This window comes from Microbacterium xylanilyticum, assembly GCF_054654695.1.
The window spans coordinates 1,640,700-1,653,879 of record NZ_BAAIEN010000002.1; the positions used below are offsets into that span (position 1 = coordinate 1,640,700).

Genomic DNA, 13,180 nt, shown 5'->3' on the forward strand with positions numbered 1-13,180 from the left:
GTCATGCGGCCATCTGTGCTGAGCAGAGCGCCGCGGTGCTTGCGGCATCGAGGTTCTGCACTCCGTGGGCGGCAAGCCACGGCTCGGCATCGACGGCCGCAGCATTCGACCCGCCTGGCCGGATCTCGAAATGCAGATGGGCTCCGGTCGACCTGCCCGCCGAACCGACGTTGCCGATGTGCTGCCCGGCAACGACGCGATCCCCGACGCTGACGAGGACGCCGCTCTGCCACATGTAGGCGTAGGCGGAGGCGATGCGCTCGCCGCCGATGGTGTGCTCGATGATGATGAGGTTGCCGTAGCCACCCGACGGCCCGGCGAAGCTGACCACGCCATCGGCGAGCGCGAGGATCGGCGTGCCGTCGTCGGCAGCCCAGTCCGTTCCTGAGTGGAACGCTCGCTCACCAGTGAAGGGGTCTTCGCGCCACCCGAAGTCGCTGGTGTTCACCCACGTCCCGCTCGGCAGTGGGAAGACGATGGCAGTCGTCTCGGGTACGTTGCCGAGCGGTGTACCGCCCGGCGTGGTTTCGGCGCGGCGCGTGAGTGCAGCGAGGATCGCCTCGGCGACCGGCTGGTAGTTCTGGTAGCGGTCGGGATATGCCGAGACCTCGACCGCTTGCGCTGCCTCGCCAGGGTCGAGGTGCTGCCAGTCGGGTATGTCGAGCAGTCCGCGCGGTGATGGGTAGTTCGGCCCGCTCGAACCTCCGTAGAAGGCGCGCGATTGGTAGGTCGCGTTCATCAGCTCTGCGACGGTGCCCCATCCTGCGCTCGGCCGCATTTGGAATAGACCAAGAGAGTCGTGATCGCTGCCCTCTCCGTCGTTCGGGAAACCGCTCGACTCTGGTATCGCAGCCGAGTTTGCGAGCATCCGTAGCCGCGACTCGGTGAGTGCGGCAATGAGCGCGATGACGATGCCAGCGCGACCAACGCCCTCGGTCTGCGCGCCGACCGTGATGATGGTGGCTGCATGGGTTAGCTGCTCGTGGTTGAGGGTCACGGTCTCGCCCGCGCGCGTCGTGGCTGTGAGCGACTCCGGGATCGGCCCGACAACGAGGGAGCTTGACGAGAGACATGCGGCGAATACAGCGGGCGACACGAGCAGACCCACGCCGACCAGGCTCATGGGGAGCACTGCGACGAGGGTGGCGATGACCACAACGAGCTTCTTCATGCGGGTGCCGATCAACGCAGGGGGTTGTCAAGCTCGGAGATGCGAAGCGCGCGGCAGGTATCGAAGGTCGGCTCGCAGGTGATGAAGACGGTGAACGCGACCTCGTGGGAGCTGGTCACGGGCTCGATGCCGTGGACGCCCTCACGTTGTCGTATGCCGGTGATCGTGTAGGCGACGGTGCCCGGAAGGATCTGTCCCTCGGCTGCCTGCTCCAGCGCCGTCGCCCACTCGTCCGGCACCAACACGTCGTTGATGTCGAGCCATTGGCGGGTCTGCATCGTGCGGAGCTGCGCCCAGGCGTCCGCGGTCGGGAGATAGGTGCGCACGTCAGAGGCGAGCCCGGCGGTCTCATTGCCGGAGGGGTCGCCCACATCCACGATGACCTGCGCGTAGTCGGTCGGCCCGAACTCAGTCGCGGTGTCCCATGTGAACAGCGCGATGGCGAGGGCTCGCGCGAACGTCTCGGGGTCGTCGGACTCACGGACGACGGGCGGCGTGCTCGATGTCGGCGACGGCGTGCTGGTCGACGCGCCGGGAGGATCGCCCGCGGTGTTTCCGGGCGAGGGGTCGGAGCGAGGCGCGAGCAACAGCCCGTAGAGCCCGACTCCGACGAGGACGGCGAGCACGGCGGCACCGACGATCAGGAGGATCATGAGGCGACGGGGGAAGCGAGTCTGCGGCATCAGGCACTCTCCTTGGCGAGACGTTGGCGGGCGGCGCGGGCGGCTCGGGCCGCGTCGAAGAAGCGGACGGTGGCGTCGAGGATCGCCTCGACGTGCTCCCACTGTTCGTCGCTCAGTGCGGTGCCGACCTCGGCGGGGTCGTAGTGCGACCACCACTGATCGAGGTCGTTCCAGGTGAGCGTGAACGCCCGCACCGGGTAGCGAACCGGCACGGGGCTTGTCGCTGGCGCGGGAGCCGGGCCGCGCTTGCGTCCTTGCTTCGCGCGCTCCAGCGCCTCTTGAGCGAGCAGCTCCAGCTCGCCGGGCGGCTCGGGCTCATCCTGCGGGATCGCGAGCATGGCGATGGTGCGGGCGTGCGCCGTGGTGATCGACGCGCCCCGGTCGATGGCGTCGAGTTCGGAGCGGGCGAAGCTGCGCACATCCTCCGGCTGGCGGGGGTCGTTCGCGATCCGCTGGAGATCGTTGATCTGCTCCAGGCTCGTGTACGACTTGCGCCCGGTGACCATGAGCGCGGCCTGCGCACGGGACTTGCCAGGGGCACCGATCAGCGGTGGTGCCGTGACGGCACCACCGCTCGTTCCGGCGATTTTCCCGCCCGCACCGAACTGCGTCGCCGCCTGACGACGGGCGGAGTCCTCGGCCATGAGCGTCTTCAGCTCGCGGTACAGCGCCGCGGCCTCGGTCTGCGTGAACGGCTTGTGCAGCACGTTGTCGGCCTGCTCAGCCATGAGCCTCTGGAGCCGGTCGCTGATCCCGGAGCGCACGAACACGTTGACCTTCTTGTAGCCGAGCTTGCGCAGCGCGGCAATGCGGCGAGCGCCGCACACGAGCACCCCCTCCGGCGTCACGGTCGGGGGCTGGAGCAGTCCGTCACGTTCGATGGATGCTGCGAGTGCGTCGATGTCGCCCAGCTCCACGCGATGACGACTGCCGACGACGATGGAGTCGATGGTGCGCTCCAGCTCGATGTGCCCGGTGCTCGTCGCCATGCGCTCACCTCGCCCCCGCCAGAGTGGGCGCGTTCAGGCCGAGCAGCAGCACGAGGTCGCCATCGGTGAGCAGCGCGCGCAGGGGTTCGCCGACAAGAAGGCGGTACAGCACGCCGCGGCCGACGGCGGTGCGGGCCTGATCGGGATCGGGGTTGCCGAGGATCGCACGGAGCAGCGCGTTCCAGCTCGTCGACGACAGATCGAGCACGGCCCGAGCGTGTGGGTCTCGCCGAAGCGACTCCGCTGCGCTCGCCCGCGACGGCGCTTCGCCGAGTCGAGTGCAGATGTGCTCGATGGCCGCGCGCGCCGTCTGCTCCGGCCAGTCGAGCAGCGTCAGTAGCTTGATCGCGTCCTCGACTGCACGGACGACGCCAGATGCCTCGTCGTCCGATTCGTTCTCGTCCTCACCCGCGGGCGCGACCTGCAACGCTTCGTGGTAGTCGGTGAGCGGGTTCTCCCGGTCGCTGAACCGCTCCGGGTCGTGGAAACCGCTGTATTGCGGCCTGCGTGCCTGATGCGTCGAGCACAGCAGTCCGTTGCCTCGTTCCTCGGCGATCAGTGTGACCTGCACAGCACGGGTGACGACTGCCCACGGATCTTCCGCGTTGCGCACGGCCGGGGTGCGCATCGCGTCGAACGCGGCGCTCGCCGCTTCCCACGGGTCGAGGCCGTGCTTTCGCGCGAGGCTCGCGTACCGACCCGCCGTGTACTCCATGAGCGCCGCGACATCCACGTCGCGCCGCCACGCGCCTTTCCCATCGTCGTGCAGACGCTCCAGGAGCGCGCGCAGTCCCTCCGGAGTGCGGAACGACGTGGGCGCGGCCTGGGCAGACATGGCGCGCTCACAGGCCGCGGAGCGGGTCGCGGCTGACAGAGGACTGGTGCGCGGGCGACTGCCCGAACGCGGAGAGCGGCGCGATGCCCTGGGCACGTGCCCGGATGCCTGGCCGGGTCATCGGAGTTGCCTGCGGCGAGGTCTGCCGACGCTCCTCGACGCGGCGTGCCAGCTCGGTGCGCAGGTCGATGCCGCGTCCGATCATGCGGGCCGAGGCGGACGGGAGCAGCTCGGTCGGGCGCACCCACACCACCTGGCTCCGGTCGTGATCGGCCCGCAGCCGATCTTCCAACGACGTGGCCGCCGACGATGCGGATGCCGGGCGGGACGGGTCGCCGTGGCGCGCCAGCGCCGATACCTCTGATGCCTCGTCGCGGCGCTGCTCAGCGACGCGACGAGCCTCCGCAGCCTCGCGCACGCGTTCCGCATCCGGTGTCTCGTCGTTCACAGCGCGCCGCCTTCCGATGCGGCGGCGAGCGCGGGCGTCGCCAGCCAACGACCGACCGTGGACGGATGCACCCCGGTCGCACGTGCGATGGCGGTGTTCGTCATGCCGTCCTCCTTCATCCGTAGAGCGAGTTCTCTAGGGGCAAGGTGCGCAGGCGCTTCCGGCGACAGGTATTCGACCGCGCTCGGCACCAACTCGGCTGTCTGCGTCGACGGCTCGGCACGGAACTGTCGAGTGAGCACCACCGTCAGGTGCGTGATCGCCAGTAGCACGAGCGGCGGAACGGCGGCAACCGATCCTGCGAGCGCAGAAGGAACGTCGGCGTCAGCGGCGACGACCGCGTGGATCGCGTTGGCTGCGACCGAGACCGCGGCACCGGCTATGAGCAGCAGCCACGGATACCAGGCGGCACGCTGCCCCGCGAGCGCGACGACGGACACCGTGGCGACGACGATGATGCCGTCCACGATGAGCGGCCACGCCCACGCCTGGCTCTCATCAACGCCGGAGCGTCGCGCGAGGTCGGCGAGCGCCGTGAACGACAGCCAGAAGGCGGCTGCGGCGATGAATACGGTACCAGCCACCGCAGTCCACACGGCGATCCGCCCGCGCGGCTGTTGCGTGCTGCCGGGGATCACGAGAGCACCTGACCCGATGAAGGCTGAGCTGCATGGTTGGGCATGGAACTGGCGGCGGGCGCGGCCGGTGCGCCCCTCGCTACGCGGTGCGCCGAGCGGATCGTCGTCTCGATCTCCGGCGCGGGCAAGCCTGCGCGCTCGGCAGCCGGCACCAGCGCGGCACGCACGCGGTCGGGCGGGATGCCCGCCTCGATGAGCCGACACGAGGCCCAGAACAGGCCGCGGTTGCGCTCGCCCTCGCCGCGCATCCCGACCCAGCGGGCGATCCGCTCCACGTCAACGCCGTCTGTTCGCTCGACAGGGATGACGGGCATCGGGCGCGCCGGTCGCGGATCGAGGAACTGCCGCAGCGCGCGGGCATCGATGGGAACCGCATCGCCTCGCCCGGAGCCGATGAGGGCATACGCACTCGGCCCCGCATCGGTGGCGATGATCGAGGGCGGCACGATGACGTAGCCGCCCGATCCTCGGAAGTCGATGCCAGCACGCGCCACCTGCCAGGACGGCTGCACCAGCTCGGGATCGGCCGGGTAGTAGGCATGGACTCCGCCCGAGGGCGTGCGAATGAACGCGGCCCAGCGATCCGTCAGCCCCTCGCGCCGGGCCAGCTCGAACGCTGCGAAGCCGCGGATCGCCCCGTGCACGTCGACATCCACGACCTCCAGCCCGGAGATCTGGCCCGTCGGCATCCCGATGTTGGCGCGCGGCCACCGCGCCCACCAGCGAGCGACCTGGCGCGGTTCGGTGCTCGCCTCGTGGAATCCCCGCTTGGTCAGCGGGCGCTTGCCTCCTGTGACGCAGGGAAAGACCGGGATGCCTGCCTCGGCGTAGCGACACGCTGCGGCGCTCGGCGACAGCCCGGTGAGCGAGGCGAGCAGTGCGGCGGCATCCATCGGCTGGCGCTCTCCGCGCGCGGCTTCCGGCATCGTCATCTCGGCACCTCCTCTGGCCTGGTCGTGAGCCGTGGGGCTCTTGTCGATCAGGTGCGCCGGGGTTCCCAAGAGATGGTCGCCGTCCGGTGGGCAACGCAGGCAGGCTGCGGGGTCGCGCTGTTCTCACGGAATCGTCTCCTCCCGCTCACCGGGTAGCCGCGTTGAGCATGCTCAAAACGCTACGGAGATTCCGTTCTAACACCGCCCGTTGAGCATGCGCAACAGTTGATTTGTGCATGCTCAACGGGTAGATTGAGCATGCGCAACTGCCCTTGGGCCTGGGCTACGTGGATGCCTTGGCCCTCCCGAAGGGAAGGGGGGATCAGCGACGATGACTGAAGATGAAAGTCAGTCTGCGGCTGACGACCTCGCCAAACGCCTGCGACTTCTGATGGATGTCGCTGTTGCCGAGTCCGGCTCCGAACCGACCTACTCGCAGATCGCGGAGTATCTGAGACAACGTGGCATCAGCCTGTCTCGATCACGATGGACGTACATGGTCAACGGCCACCGATACGTTCAAGACACCGCAATCTTCGAGGGGCTCGCGGACTTCTTCGACGTTGATGCTGCCTTTCTTGCGGGGGAGAGCGGCGTGGCAACCCCGGAGAAGGTCTCCGCCCAACTCGACCTCGTGCGTTCGATGCGTGCAGCGAAGGTGAAGTCCTACGCTGCTCGCACACTCGGCGATATCTCGCCGAAGGCGCTCCAAGCCATCAGCAGGTTCCTGGACGAGGAAATGATGCGAACACCCGAGCACTGACGGGTGTCGCGCACCATGGAGCCGAGGCCAGTAGTTGCTCGGCCGAGAGGGGGTAAACGTGAACACCGAAGAGACCGTAACGGCCGCCGTCTCCGATCTGCGGCTCGGCAGCAGATTCACGCTTGCACACCTTCTCCAGGCCATACAGGAACGGCGCCATCGTAGGCTCCGCGTCGTCGAACTCGCCGACCTCGACACCCGCGACGGCATCTGTGCGCTCTGGCTGGTCACCGACACCGAGGACTTCGTGCTCCACGCACGCAGCGACTCTGCACTGCACCGCCAGCAGTTCGTCCTTCACGAGTTGGCCCACATGATCCTCGGTCACACGGAGGGTGACGATTGCACAGCCGGGGACGTCTTGCTGCCCAACATCCCTCCTCACACGCGCGGACGCCTGCTTAAGCGACAGGACATTGACAGTGAGACGGAGATCGCCGCCGAGTCGCTCGCAGATCGGCTGGCCGCGGGCATCCGAGGATCGGTGTTCGCCGAGTCTCGCTATTCGGAGATTTTCGGGTGATCCAGGCGCTCGTCGCGACGCTCATGTGGGCGCTCGTGGCGAGCCTGCTCATCTTCCGCCGCAAACGGGCGGATCGAAGTATCACCTACGCCTCCTGCACGATTGCCGTCGCGATGACCCTGAACGTCGACGCCATCTACCTCGCCACCGATCCGCTTCTTGGCGGCACGAACGTCACGACCCTCGTTTCAGACGGGCTGCTGATGACCGGGATCTTCTTTCTCGGTCGAGGCGTCATGAAGGTCGACGAGTACCGCCCCAGGCTCGTGCGGGTCGCCGTGGGCGTCCCGGTGCTCCTCACATCGCTTCTTGCGATCACCACGACGTTCGTGTTCATCGACCGAGGCACAACCACGACTCGGTTCATGATCGACCTCGGCGCGCAACCCGCAGCAGCGGCGTACTCGATCATCAACTTCAGCTACTTCTTCCTCGTCATCACGACGATGATGATCCTCGCCGCGCGGCAATATCTGCGCAGCTCCGGCATCCAGCGTCTCCCCGCGGCTCTGCTGAGCCTGGGATCGGCGTTCGGCGGCGCACTGTGCCTGGCCGTGCTCATCATGGATGTCGCACACGTCACAGGACATCTCGATCTCATGCGCGCCGTCCAACCCGCCTACGAACCGCTCTCTCTACTCGCGTTCCTCTTCCTATGCGCGGGCTTCGCCGCGCAGCCTGTCGTCCGCCGCGCACAGCACGACATGCGCCGGAAGCGCACCGTCGGCCTCGCGACACAGTTGGAGCCTCTCTGGAAGCGGGCGTCCCTCGTGCGGCCTGGGCTGAGCCAAGCAGACCCGCTCGCTGCGAGCGCGGATGACCTGGAGAGCCGTCTACACCGAGAGATCGTTGAGATCCGCGACGCGATGATCGACCCGCGCGTCACCTTCGACATCAGCGCAGCCGAGCGCGCCCTGCTGAATCGCGCCGAGAGCCACCTCCTCGGACTCGACACGAGAGCGACACGGACCACCGCTTCGCCAGGAGGCCGGGTCGGCCAGGAGGGCAGTTCGTGATGCGACGGGTCGCGCTAGGTGCCGGACTCGTTGCGGCAGGCGCGTTGGGTGTCGGCTGGGTGATCGCGCGGCGGCTGACAGCCCCCAGCACGCGGCGATACGACCTGACCGTCCGCGAGGTTGAGCGCGACGGCGACGGTCCCCTCATCGTGCTCGACCGAACTCGCCGGACCGCAGCCGAAGGCGCGTACAACCTCTGGTTCGAGAACGGAGGCTGGGCGCAACTCTCCGAAGACGTGCTCGACCGTGGACCGACTCTGATCGCACGACGGGTGACGAGCACGGCATCGGGGCTGACTCTCAGGGCTGGCGATCACGTCTCCTGGAGCGGCATCTACTACCCGACCCCGCACGACGCCGGCCTTCACGCACACGACATCACCATCGACACCCCCGCGGGTGCTGCCCCCGCCTGGCGCATCGACGGCGACGGTGCCAGATCGACGTGGGCGATCCACCTACATGGCCTCGGCAGCGTTCGAGCCGGAACACTTCGCGGCGTGCTCGCAGCGACCGAGCGCGGCTACACCTCGCTCGTTGTCAGCTACCGAGCCGACGGCGAAGGCCCGGGAGTCGGCAACGGGCGCTCAATGCTTGGTTTCACCGAGGCCGACGACGCCGCGGCTGCCATCGAGTACGCGATGCGGCACGGAGCCCGACAGATCGTGCTGTTCGGATGGTCGATGGGTGCGGCCATCGCGCTCCAGCTCGCTCACCACCCGTCGTATCGACGCAGCATCGCAGGTCTCGTGCTCGACTCGCCTGTGCTCGACTGGACGGAAGTCATCAAAGCGAACTGTGCCCGCAGCGGATTCCCCGCAGCCGCGGGCAGCCTCGCGATTCCGTGGCTGACGCTCCGCCCGCTGGCCCACATGGTCGGCCTGCCCGAGCGCATCCCGCTCCGATCCTTCGACTGGACGGTTCGTGCCGAGGAACTCACCGCGCCCACGCTCATCCTTCACGGCACCCACGACGACTCCGTACCGATACGGCTCTCACAAGGACTCCGAGATGCTCGGCCTGGCCTTGTGTCACTGGAGGTCTTCGAAGCAAGACACACGCTCTCATGGAACTCTGACCGGGGGCGGTGGCAATACACGGTGACCGAGTGGCTCACCGGCCACATCACGGCTTGAGGAATGGAATCCCGGGTCGGTAGCGAGAGGTGACCAGCCGTCGTCAGCGCGACGGATCCCGCAACGACTTGGCCCGAGGGTCGAGCATCGGAAAGCCTGCGAAGATCGGTGCATGACTCACGCCGATCCGCCCCCAACTGACGAGTGGCGGGCACTCCTCGGGCGGACGGCACGACCAGTGAGCGAGCTTGCCCGTAGCGACGTGCCGGAGCAGCCTGGCGTATACCTCTGGCGGCACACCCGCTCGGTGCAATACGTCGGCAAGGCGACGAGCCTGCGATCGCGGCTGTGGGGGAGCCACTTGGGTCGTGGGGTGAATCTCTCCGGATCCTCGCTGCGGCGAAACGTCTGCGAGCTGTTGTTCGGCATCCCGCCCGCAGTGACGGCGAAGCCAGACCCGCAACTCGTAACTCCCGCGCAAGCGGCGGCGATCGCAGTCTGGCTATGTGAATGCGAGCTGTCGTGGTTCGAGTGCGAGACGATCGCGGCCGCTGGGAGCCTGGAGGACCGCCTCCGGCGGGCTTGGCTCCCGCCGCTCAATCGGATCTGAGGACCTCGACTTGGAACTAGATGGGACTCCACTGGCCGCGGTCTCGAGGCTTTGGCTTCGAGCAGGGCAACTCTTCACCGAGCGCGACTCGGTTGCAGAGCATGGCAGCACAGCGCAGCACGACCACGACCACGCTGCCGTGAGGCCGGAGACGCCGCCCTGGATCGTGAGCGGCAAGCTCATGTCCGCCTACGACGGCGCACGAGCGGCCGCGGTGCTGTGGAGAGAAGGCGAGGTTCACATGATCGCCGACTATTCACTCCTTCGCGTTGTCGTGGAGAACGCGGCCCTCGGTTGGTGGGTGCTGCAAGGATCCGACCGTGACGATCGGATGCATCGAGCGTTCCGAGTCGTCATAGACGACCTCACCTGGGCAATCAGACGGGAGAAGTTCGCTGTCGCCCACGCGCGAACAGCGGAAGGTCGAGAGAAGCGGTCGGGCGCGCTCGTCGGTGCAGCGCGCGAGCTCGAGAGAGTGACTACTGCGTTCCGAGCGTCGCTCCCGGGTCGCGAAGAATCGTTCTACGCCCCCCGCAGGATCGAGATGGCAAAGGTGCTCGTTGCAGCCGAATCGACTATCTCGGACACGGACGACCTCGACTACTCCTTGTTGTGGTGGATCGCGAGCACGAGTGCGCATGGCTCGTTGTCAGCGGTTCAGCAGCTGGCCCAGCCAGGAGAGCCTGGTCAGGCCAGCCTCTACCCGGACGCAGAGAGCGTCGGAGCATTCGCAGTGCGAGCAGCTCATCTCCTCAACGCCGCCCATGCGTCGTGGAACGTCTACCGACAGTCTTCGGGCTGAGGCATGGCGACTCGATTCGGAGACTTACCGCTCGTTGATCCCGAGCGGAATATGTTGGACCGGCCCGGCAATCTCAGTGACTACCTCGCGCTGCCCCAGGTGGCCGACCTGCACTGGCCGGCCGATGTCGTGGAGCAATGGCTCTTCGATCATGCGGGCAACGCCGCATTCATCGAAGACTACGGACACCTCGACCTGGCCGCGATCGAGTGGACGAGAGAGTTGGTGCCTGCCGCTCAACTTGTCGACATCCCAACCGGTGCGAGTGACGCGGAGTTCCTTGAATCGGTGGCTCGGCTGCATCGGCACTACCTTGGGCTGCGCTCCCAGGGGATCCGTGACGCGTGGGAGCACCGCGGAACTTGGCTCGTGCCGCCAATTCTGCTCTCGCGTCAGGTCCTCGGTAACGAGGAGCGCGGCCTGCAGGTGGTCGAGGGCAGGATGCGGGTCGGGATTCTCCAAGGCCGGGCGGCGGAGGCGCTGAACGTCGCGTCGGCGCTCGAGGCTTGGGTCGGGCGCCATCGCTGACGAGGCTGGTCAGCGTCGCAGGGTCGGTCGCCGCTCGGAAGGCCAGCCCTGCTGCTCAATGTCGATGGGCCGGTTCCGCTCGACGAGACGATCTTCCAGGGCGAGGAGCACGTCCTTTATGTGCCCCGAAACGGGGTGTTCTTCGGTTGCACCCTGACAAACACGGTCTGATTGGCAGGCCATTGGCTAGGCTGGAATCGACCGTGTGCTCGTGCCGCAAGGGGAGGTAACTGATGTCTGAGCCTTGGCTCTCAGCCGATCAGATTGCATCTCACCTCGGAGTGACCAAGGACACGGTGTACGCCTGGATCGCCGACAAGGGGATGCCCGCTCACAAGGTGGGGCGTCTCTGGAAGTTCCAGGTCAGCGAAGTCGATGAGTGGGTGCGTTCGGGGGGAGCCTCATCGGAGGCCGAGTGAACGATGTCGGAGGTCGGGCCTAGCCTGGAGGACTTTCGCGCGTGAGACCGAGCAGCGGAGCAGATGAGGGGAGGAGAGCGCGGATGAGCAGCTTCAGGATCGGGCCGGTGAGTGTCGAGGTGCTCGATGGTCAGCACGCGATCACGGTCGTTCCGCCGAGCCAGTGGCATGGTGACAGGCAGGAGCGACCCGCCCACGCCGCGCTCGCCAACCTCAAGGCCGAAGACGGTCTTCGCGCACAGGTCTCGCTTGTCCGCTGGGATGACAGTGACGAGACCTCGCTCGGCTTCGCGGAGCTTCTCGCAGGCCCGTCGGACTACGAGCGGCTGGAGGACGCCGGAGCGATCTCGCCGAAGCTCGTGGGGGACAAGCTGGTCGCACGGATTCGGGCGTTGCGCTACGGGAGGACCGGGCGAGCCACGGGGGCGGCGGTCGAGTGGTCGCAGATCAGCGAATGGGCTGGCGGCGACGCGCAGGCGTTGCTTGCCGCGCTCGGCGCGACGCGCACGGGAGCGTATGGCGTGCTGCTGCCGAGTGCAACCCGCTTCAAGACCGAGCCGGCCATCGAGGTGCCGCTCGCCGACCCGTCGGCGTTGTTCGCCGTCTACGCGCTCACGCGCGTCGTGCCGATCATGACCGGCTACGGCAAGGAATCAGTGGAAGGCCCGAACGCATGAGCGGCGTCGACGTCTCTATCGCGCTGCCCGAGGACGAGACGCCTGGCGAACTCATCAAGGGCTACTTCACGCTCATGCGCGCGTTCGGCTGGGATCTCTACGTCACGAGCCACTTCACGCTGCGGGAGTCGTTGGGATCGCAGTGGTTCGCCGCCCGGATCAGCGAGCTGAAGGACTCGGACCCGAAGAACTGGCGACCCAACCATCGCTTCGAGCCGCAGGACCCCGGTGTGATCCTCCGCGACTACATCCACGAGCAGGACTCCCCGTATCTGAGCGTTTTCGGCGGGCAGTTCCAGAAGCAGGCTGCGGCGAAGAAGATCCTTGCCACCAGGAACACTTGGTTCCACTTCGGCGACGATCCGACGACCGCCCAGCTCGTCGAGGCGGCAAAGGTCGTGCGCGGATTCGTGCAGTCCAGCGGCATGCATATCGCGGGACGCATCGACTCTCTGATCGAGCGGCTGGACGAGCTGCGCACCGGACGCTATCCGGCGGGCGCAGCGCCGAGCTCGGATGCAACGGCTCCTGTCGTTGCCGAGACTGTGCCACTGGACACGCCAGAGGACTTGCCGCGCCCGAGTATCGGTGGCACCTGGGTCGGCCCGCTCCCGGAGTTGCGTTACCACATGACCCGCGCGGGGGATGTCGTGCACCCCGACACGATGGAATCCGTGCACTCCAGGGTCACCGGCGACTTCGCCGACAAGGTGCGTGCCTGGACTGCCGTCGAGCCGCGCGGCCGCGAGCTGTGGATCGACACCGACGGGGCCGTGGGCGGGTTCATCGGCGCGACCCCGCGCCTGCTCGGCTACCTCGGCCCCGACCCGGAGAGCGACATCGCCCGCGGGTTCTTCACCCCGCACTTCTACGCCGTCGAGGGCGACGAGATCGCCGACCTCGACTCGGGCGAACGTCGCAAGCAGCCGTTCGCCGGAGGTCTTGCCGACCGCGCGACGCTTCGCGTGACGACCTATGGCGATGTCCTGGTCGTCGGGGACGTAGACGGCGTGGAGCGGGTGGCGACGGTGACGCCAGCCGAGTGGTTTCCGGGGCACCTCGGATGAGCG

General features: G+C 67.4%; 17 protein-coding genes. 10 read left to right on the forward strand and 7 right to left on the reverse strand.

Features of this window, described 5'->3' with window-relative positions:
• Position 1 precedes the first annotated feature (1 nt).
• Genes ACYQ1L_RS08295 through ACYQ1L_RS08325 form a run of 7 tightly spaced genes read right to left on the reverse strand, consistent with a single transcriptional unit; the run spans position 2 to position 5,690 of the window.
• Positions 2-1,171 (reverse strand): M23 family metallopeptidase, encoded by a 1,170-nt coding sequence (locus ACYQ1L_RS08295; protein WP_460003725.1) that lies wholly within the window; start codon positions 1,169-1,171, stop codon positions 2-4.
• An 11-nt stretch (positions 1,172-1,182) separates the two neighbouring features.
• On the reverse strand, positions 1,183-1,854 hold the full coding sequence (locus tag ACYQ1L_RS08300) for a hypothetical protein (RefSeq protein WP_460003726.1): 672 nt from the start codon (positions 1,852-1,854) through the stop codon (positions 1,183-1,185).
• Positions 1,854-2,843: a ParB N-terminal domain-containing protein gene (locus tag ACYQ1L_RS08305; RefSeq protein WP_460003727.1), complete on the reverse strand. Its 990-nt coding sequence runs from the start codon at positions 2,841-2,843 to the stop codon at positions 1,854-1,856. Before ACYQ1L_RS08305 ends, ACYQ1L_RS08300 begins: the two co-directional genes overlap by 1 nt.
• Positions 2,844-2,847: 4 nt before the next feature.
• Positions 2,848-3,678 carry a hypothetical protein gene (locus tag ACYQ1L_RS08310; protein ID WP_460003728.1) on the reverse strand — a complete coding sequence of 277 codons (831 nt, stop codon included), beginning with the start codon at positions 3,676-3,678 and terminating at the stop codon, positions 2,848-2,850.
• 7 nt (positions 3,679-3,685) lie between these two features.
• A complete protein-coding gene (locus tag ACYQ1L_RS08315) occupies positions 3,686-4,126 on the reverse strand; it encodes a hypothetical protein (protein ID WP_460003729.1) in 441 nt (146 codons plus the stop codon).
• Positions 4,123-4,722: a DUF2637 domain-containing protein gene (locus ACYQ1L_RS08320; protein WP_460005781.1), complete on the reverse strand. Its 600-nt coding sequence runs from the start codon at positions 4,720-4,722 to the stop codon at positions 4,123-4,125. The genes ACYQ1L_RS08315 and ACYQ1L_RS08320 overlap by 4 nt, the downstream gene beginning before the upstream one ends.
• Before the next feature lie 38 nt (positions 4,723-4,760).
• Positions 4,761-5,690: a bifunctional DNA primase/polymerase gene (locus tag ACYQ1L_RS08325; RefSeq protein WP_460003730.1), complete on the reverse strand. Its 930-nt coding sequence runs from the start codon at positions 5,688-5,690 to the stop codon at positions 4,761-4,763.
• Positions 5,691-6,027: 337 nt separating this feature from the next.
• On the opposite strand from ACYQ1L_RS08325, the gene ACYQ1L_RS08330 reads away from it, so the two are divergent.
• The 10 genes from ACYQ1L_RS08330 (at position 6,028) to ACYQ1L_RS08375 (ending at position 13,177) form a co-directional block, all read left to right on the forward strand.
• Positions 6,028-6,459, forward strand: coding sequence for a hypothetical protein (locus tag ACYQ1L_RS08330; protein WP_460003731.1), 432 nt, complete (start codon positions 6,028-6,030; stop codon positions 6,457-6,459).
• A gap of 58 nt (positions 6,460-6,517) precedes the next feature.
• On the forward strand, positions 6,518-6,982 hold the full coding sequence (locus tag ACYQ1L_RS08335; protein WP_125131942.1) for a hypothetical protein: 465 nt from the start codon (positions 6,518-6,520) through the stop codon (positions 6,980-6,982).
• On the forward strand, positions 6,979-7,998 hold the full coding sequence (locus ACYQ1L_RS08340) for a DUF6545 domain-containing protein (RefSeq protein WP_460003732.1): 1,020 nt from the start codon (positions 6,979-6,981) through the stop codon (positions 7,996-7,998). The genes ACYQ1L_RS08335 and ACYQ1L_RS08340 overlap by 4 nt, the downstream gene beginning before the upstream one ends.
• Positions 7,998-9,134 carry an alpha/beta hydrolase gene (locus tag ACYQ1L_RS08345; protein WP_460005782.1) on the forward strand — a complete coding sequence of 379 codons (1,137 nt, stop codon included), beginning with the start codon at positions 7,998-8,000 and terminating at the stop codon, positions 9,132-9,134. Before ACYQ1L_RS08340 ends, ACYQ1L_RS08345 begins: the two co-directional genes overlap by 1 nt.
• Positions 9,135-9,246: 112 nt before the next feature.
• Positions 9,247-9,684: a GIY-YIG nuclease family protein gene (locus ACYQ1L_RS08350; protein ID WP_366937546.1), complete on the forward strand. Its 438-nt coding sequence runs from the start codon at positions 9,247-9,249 to the stop codon at positions 9,682-9,684.
• Between the two features lie 166 nt (positions 9,685-9,850).
• Positions 9,851-10,486 carry a hypothetical protein gene (locus ACYQ1L_RS08355; protein ID WP_460003733.1) on the forward strand — a complete coding sequence of 212 codons (636 nt, stop codon included), beginning with the start codon at positions 9,851-9,853 and terminating at the stop codon, positions 10,484-10,486.
• Between the two features lie 3 nt (positions 10,487-10,489).
• Positions 10,490-11,014 carry a hypothetical protein gene (locus ACYQ1L_RS08360; RefSeq protein WP_460003734.1) on the forward strand — a complete coding sequence of 175 codons (525 nt, stop codon included), beginning with the start codon at positions 10,490-10,492 and terminating at the stop codon, positions 11,012-11,014.
• 233 nt (positions 11,015-11,247) lie between these two features.
• Positions 11,248-11,433, forward strand: a complete 186-nt coding sequence (locus ACYQ1L_RS08365; RefSeq protein ID WP_128216385.1) for a helix-turn-helix domain-containing protein — start codon at positions 11,248-11,250, stop codon at positions 11,431-11,433.
• 107 nt (positions 11,434-11,540) lie between these two features.
• On the forward strand, positions 11,541-12,110 hold the full coding sequence (locus tag ACYQ1L_RS08370; protein ID WP_460003735.1) for a hypothetical protein: 570 nt from the start codon (positions 11,541-11,543) through the stop codon (positions 12,108-12,110).
• On the forward strand, positions 12,107-13,177 hold the full coding sequence (locus ACYQ1L_RS08375; RefSeq protein ID WP_460003736.1) for a hypothetical protein: 1,071 nt from the start codon (positions 12,107-12,109) through the stop codon (positions 13,175-13,177). The genes ACYQ1L_RS08370 and ACYQ1L_RS08375 overlap by 4 nt, the downstream gene beginning before the upstream one ends.
• Positions 13,178-13,180: the final 3 nt, after the last annotated feature.

What these genes read in the sequence shown, in the direction of transcription:
- ACYQ1L_RS08375 (WP_460003736.1), top strand. Translation starts at nt 12,107, where the DNA reads ATGAGCGGCGTCGACGTCTCTATCGCGCTGCCCGAGGACGAGACGCCT.
- ACYQ1L_RS08325 (WP_460003730.1), bottom strand. Translation starts at nt 5,690, where the DNA reads ATGCCGGAAGCCGCGCGCGGAGAGCGCCAGCCGATGGATGCCGCCGCA.
- ACYQ1L_RS08310 (WP_460003728.1), bottom strand. Translation starts at nt 3,678, where the DNA reads ATGTCTGCCCAGGCCGCGCCCACGTCGTTCCGCACTCCGGAGGGACTG.
- ACYQ1L_RS08300 (WP_460003726.1), bottom strand. Translation starts at nt 1,854, where the DNA reads ATGCCGCAGACTCGCTTCCCCCGTCGCCTCATGATCCTCCTGATCGTC.
- ACYQ1L_RS08330 (WP_460003731.1), top strand. Translation starts at nt 6,028, where the DNA reads ATGACTGAAGATGAAAGTCAGTCTGCGGCTGACGACCTCGCCAAACGC.
- ACYQ1L_RS08350 (WP_366937546.1), top strand. Translation starts at nt 9,247, where the DNA reads ATGACTCACGCCGATCCGCCCCCAACTGACGAGTGGCGGGCACTCCTC.
- ACYQ1L_RS08345 (WP_460005782.1), top strand. Translation starts at nt 7,998, where the DNA reads ATGCGACGGGTCGCGCTAGGTGCCGGACTCGTTGCGGCAGGCGCGTTG.
- ACYQ1L_RS08360 (WP_460003734.1), top strand. Translation starts at nt 10,490, where the DNA reads ATGGCGACTCGATTCGGAGACTTACCGCTCGTTGATCCCGAGCGGAAT.
- ACYQ1L_RS08295 (WP_460003725.1), bottom strand. Translation starts at nt 1,171, where the DNA reads ATGAAGAAGCTCGTTGTGGTCATCGCCACCCTCGTCGCAGTGCTCCCC.
- ACYQ1L_RS08305 (WP_460003727.1), bottom strand. Translation starts at nt 2,843, where the DNA reads ATGGCGACGAGCACCGGGCACATCGAGCTGGAGCGCACCATCGACTCC.
- ACYQ1L_RS08365 (WP_128216385.1), top strand. Translation starts at nt 11,248, where the DNA reads ATGTCTGAGCCTTGGCTCTCAGCCGATCAGATTGCATCTCACCTCGGA.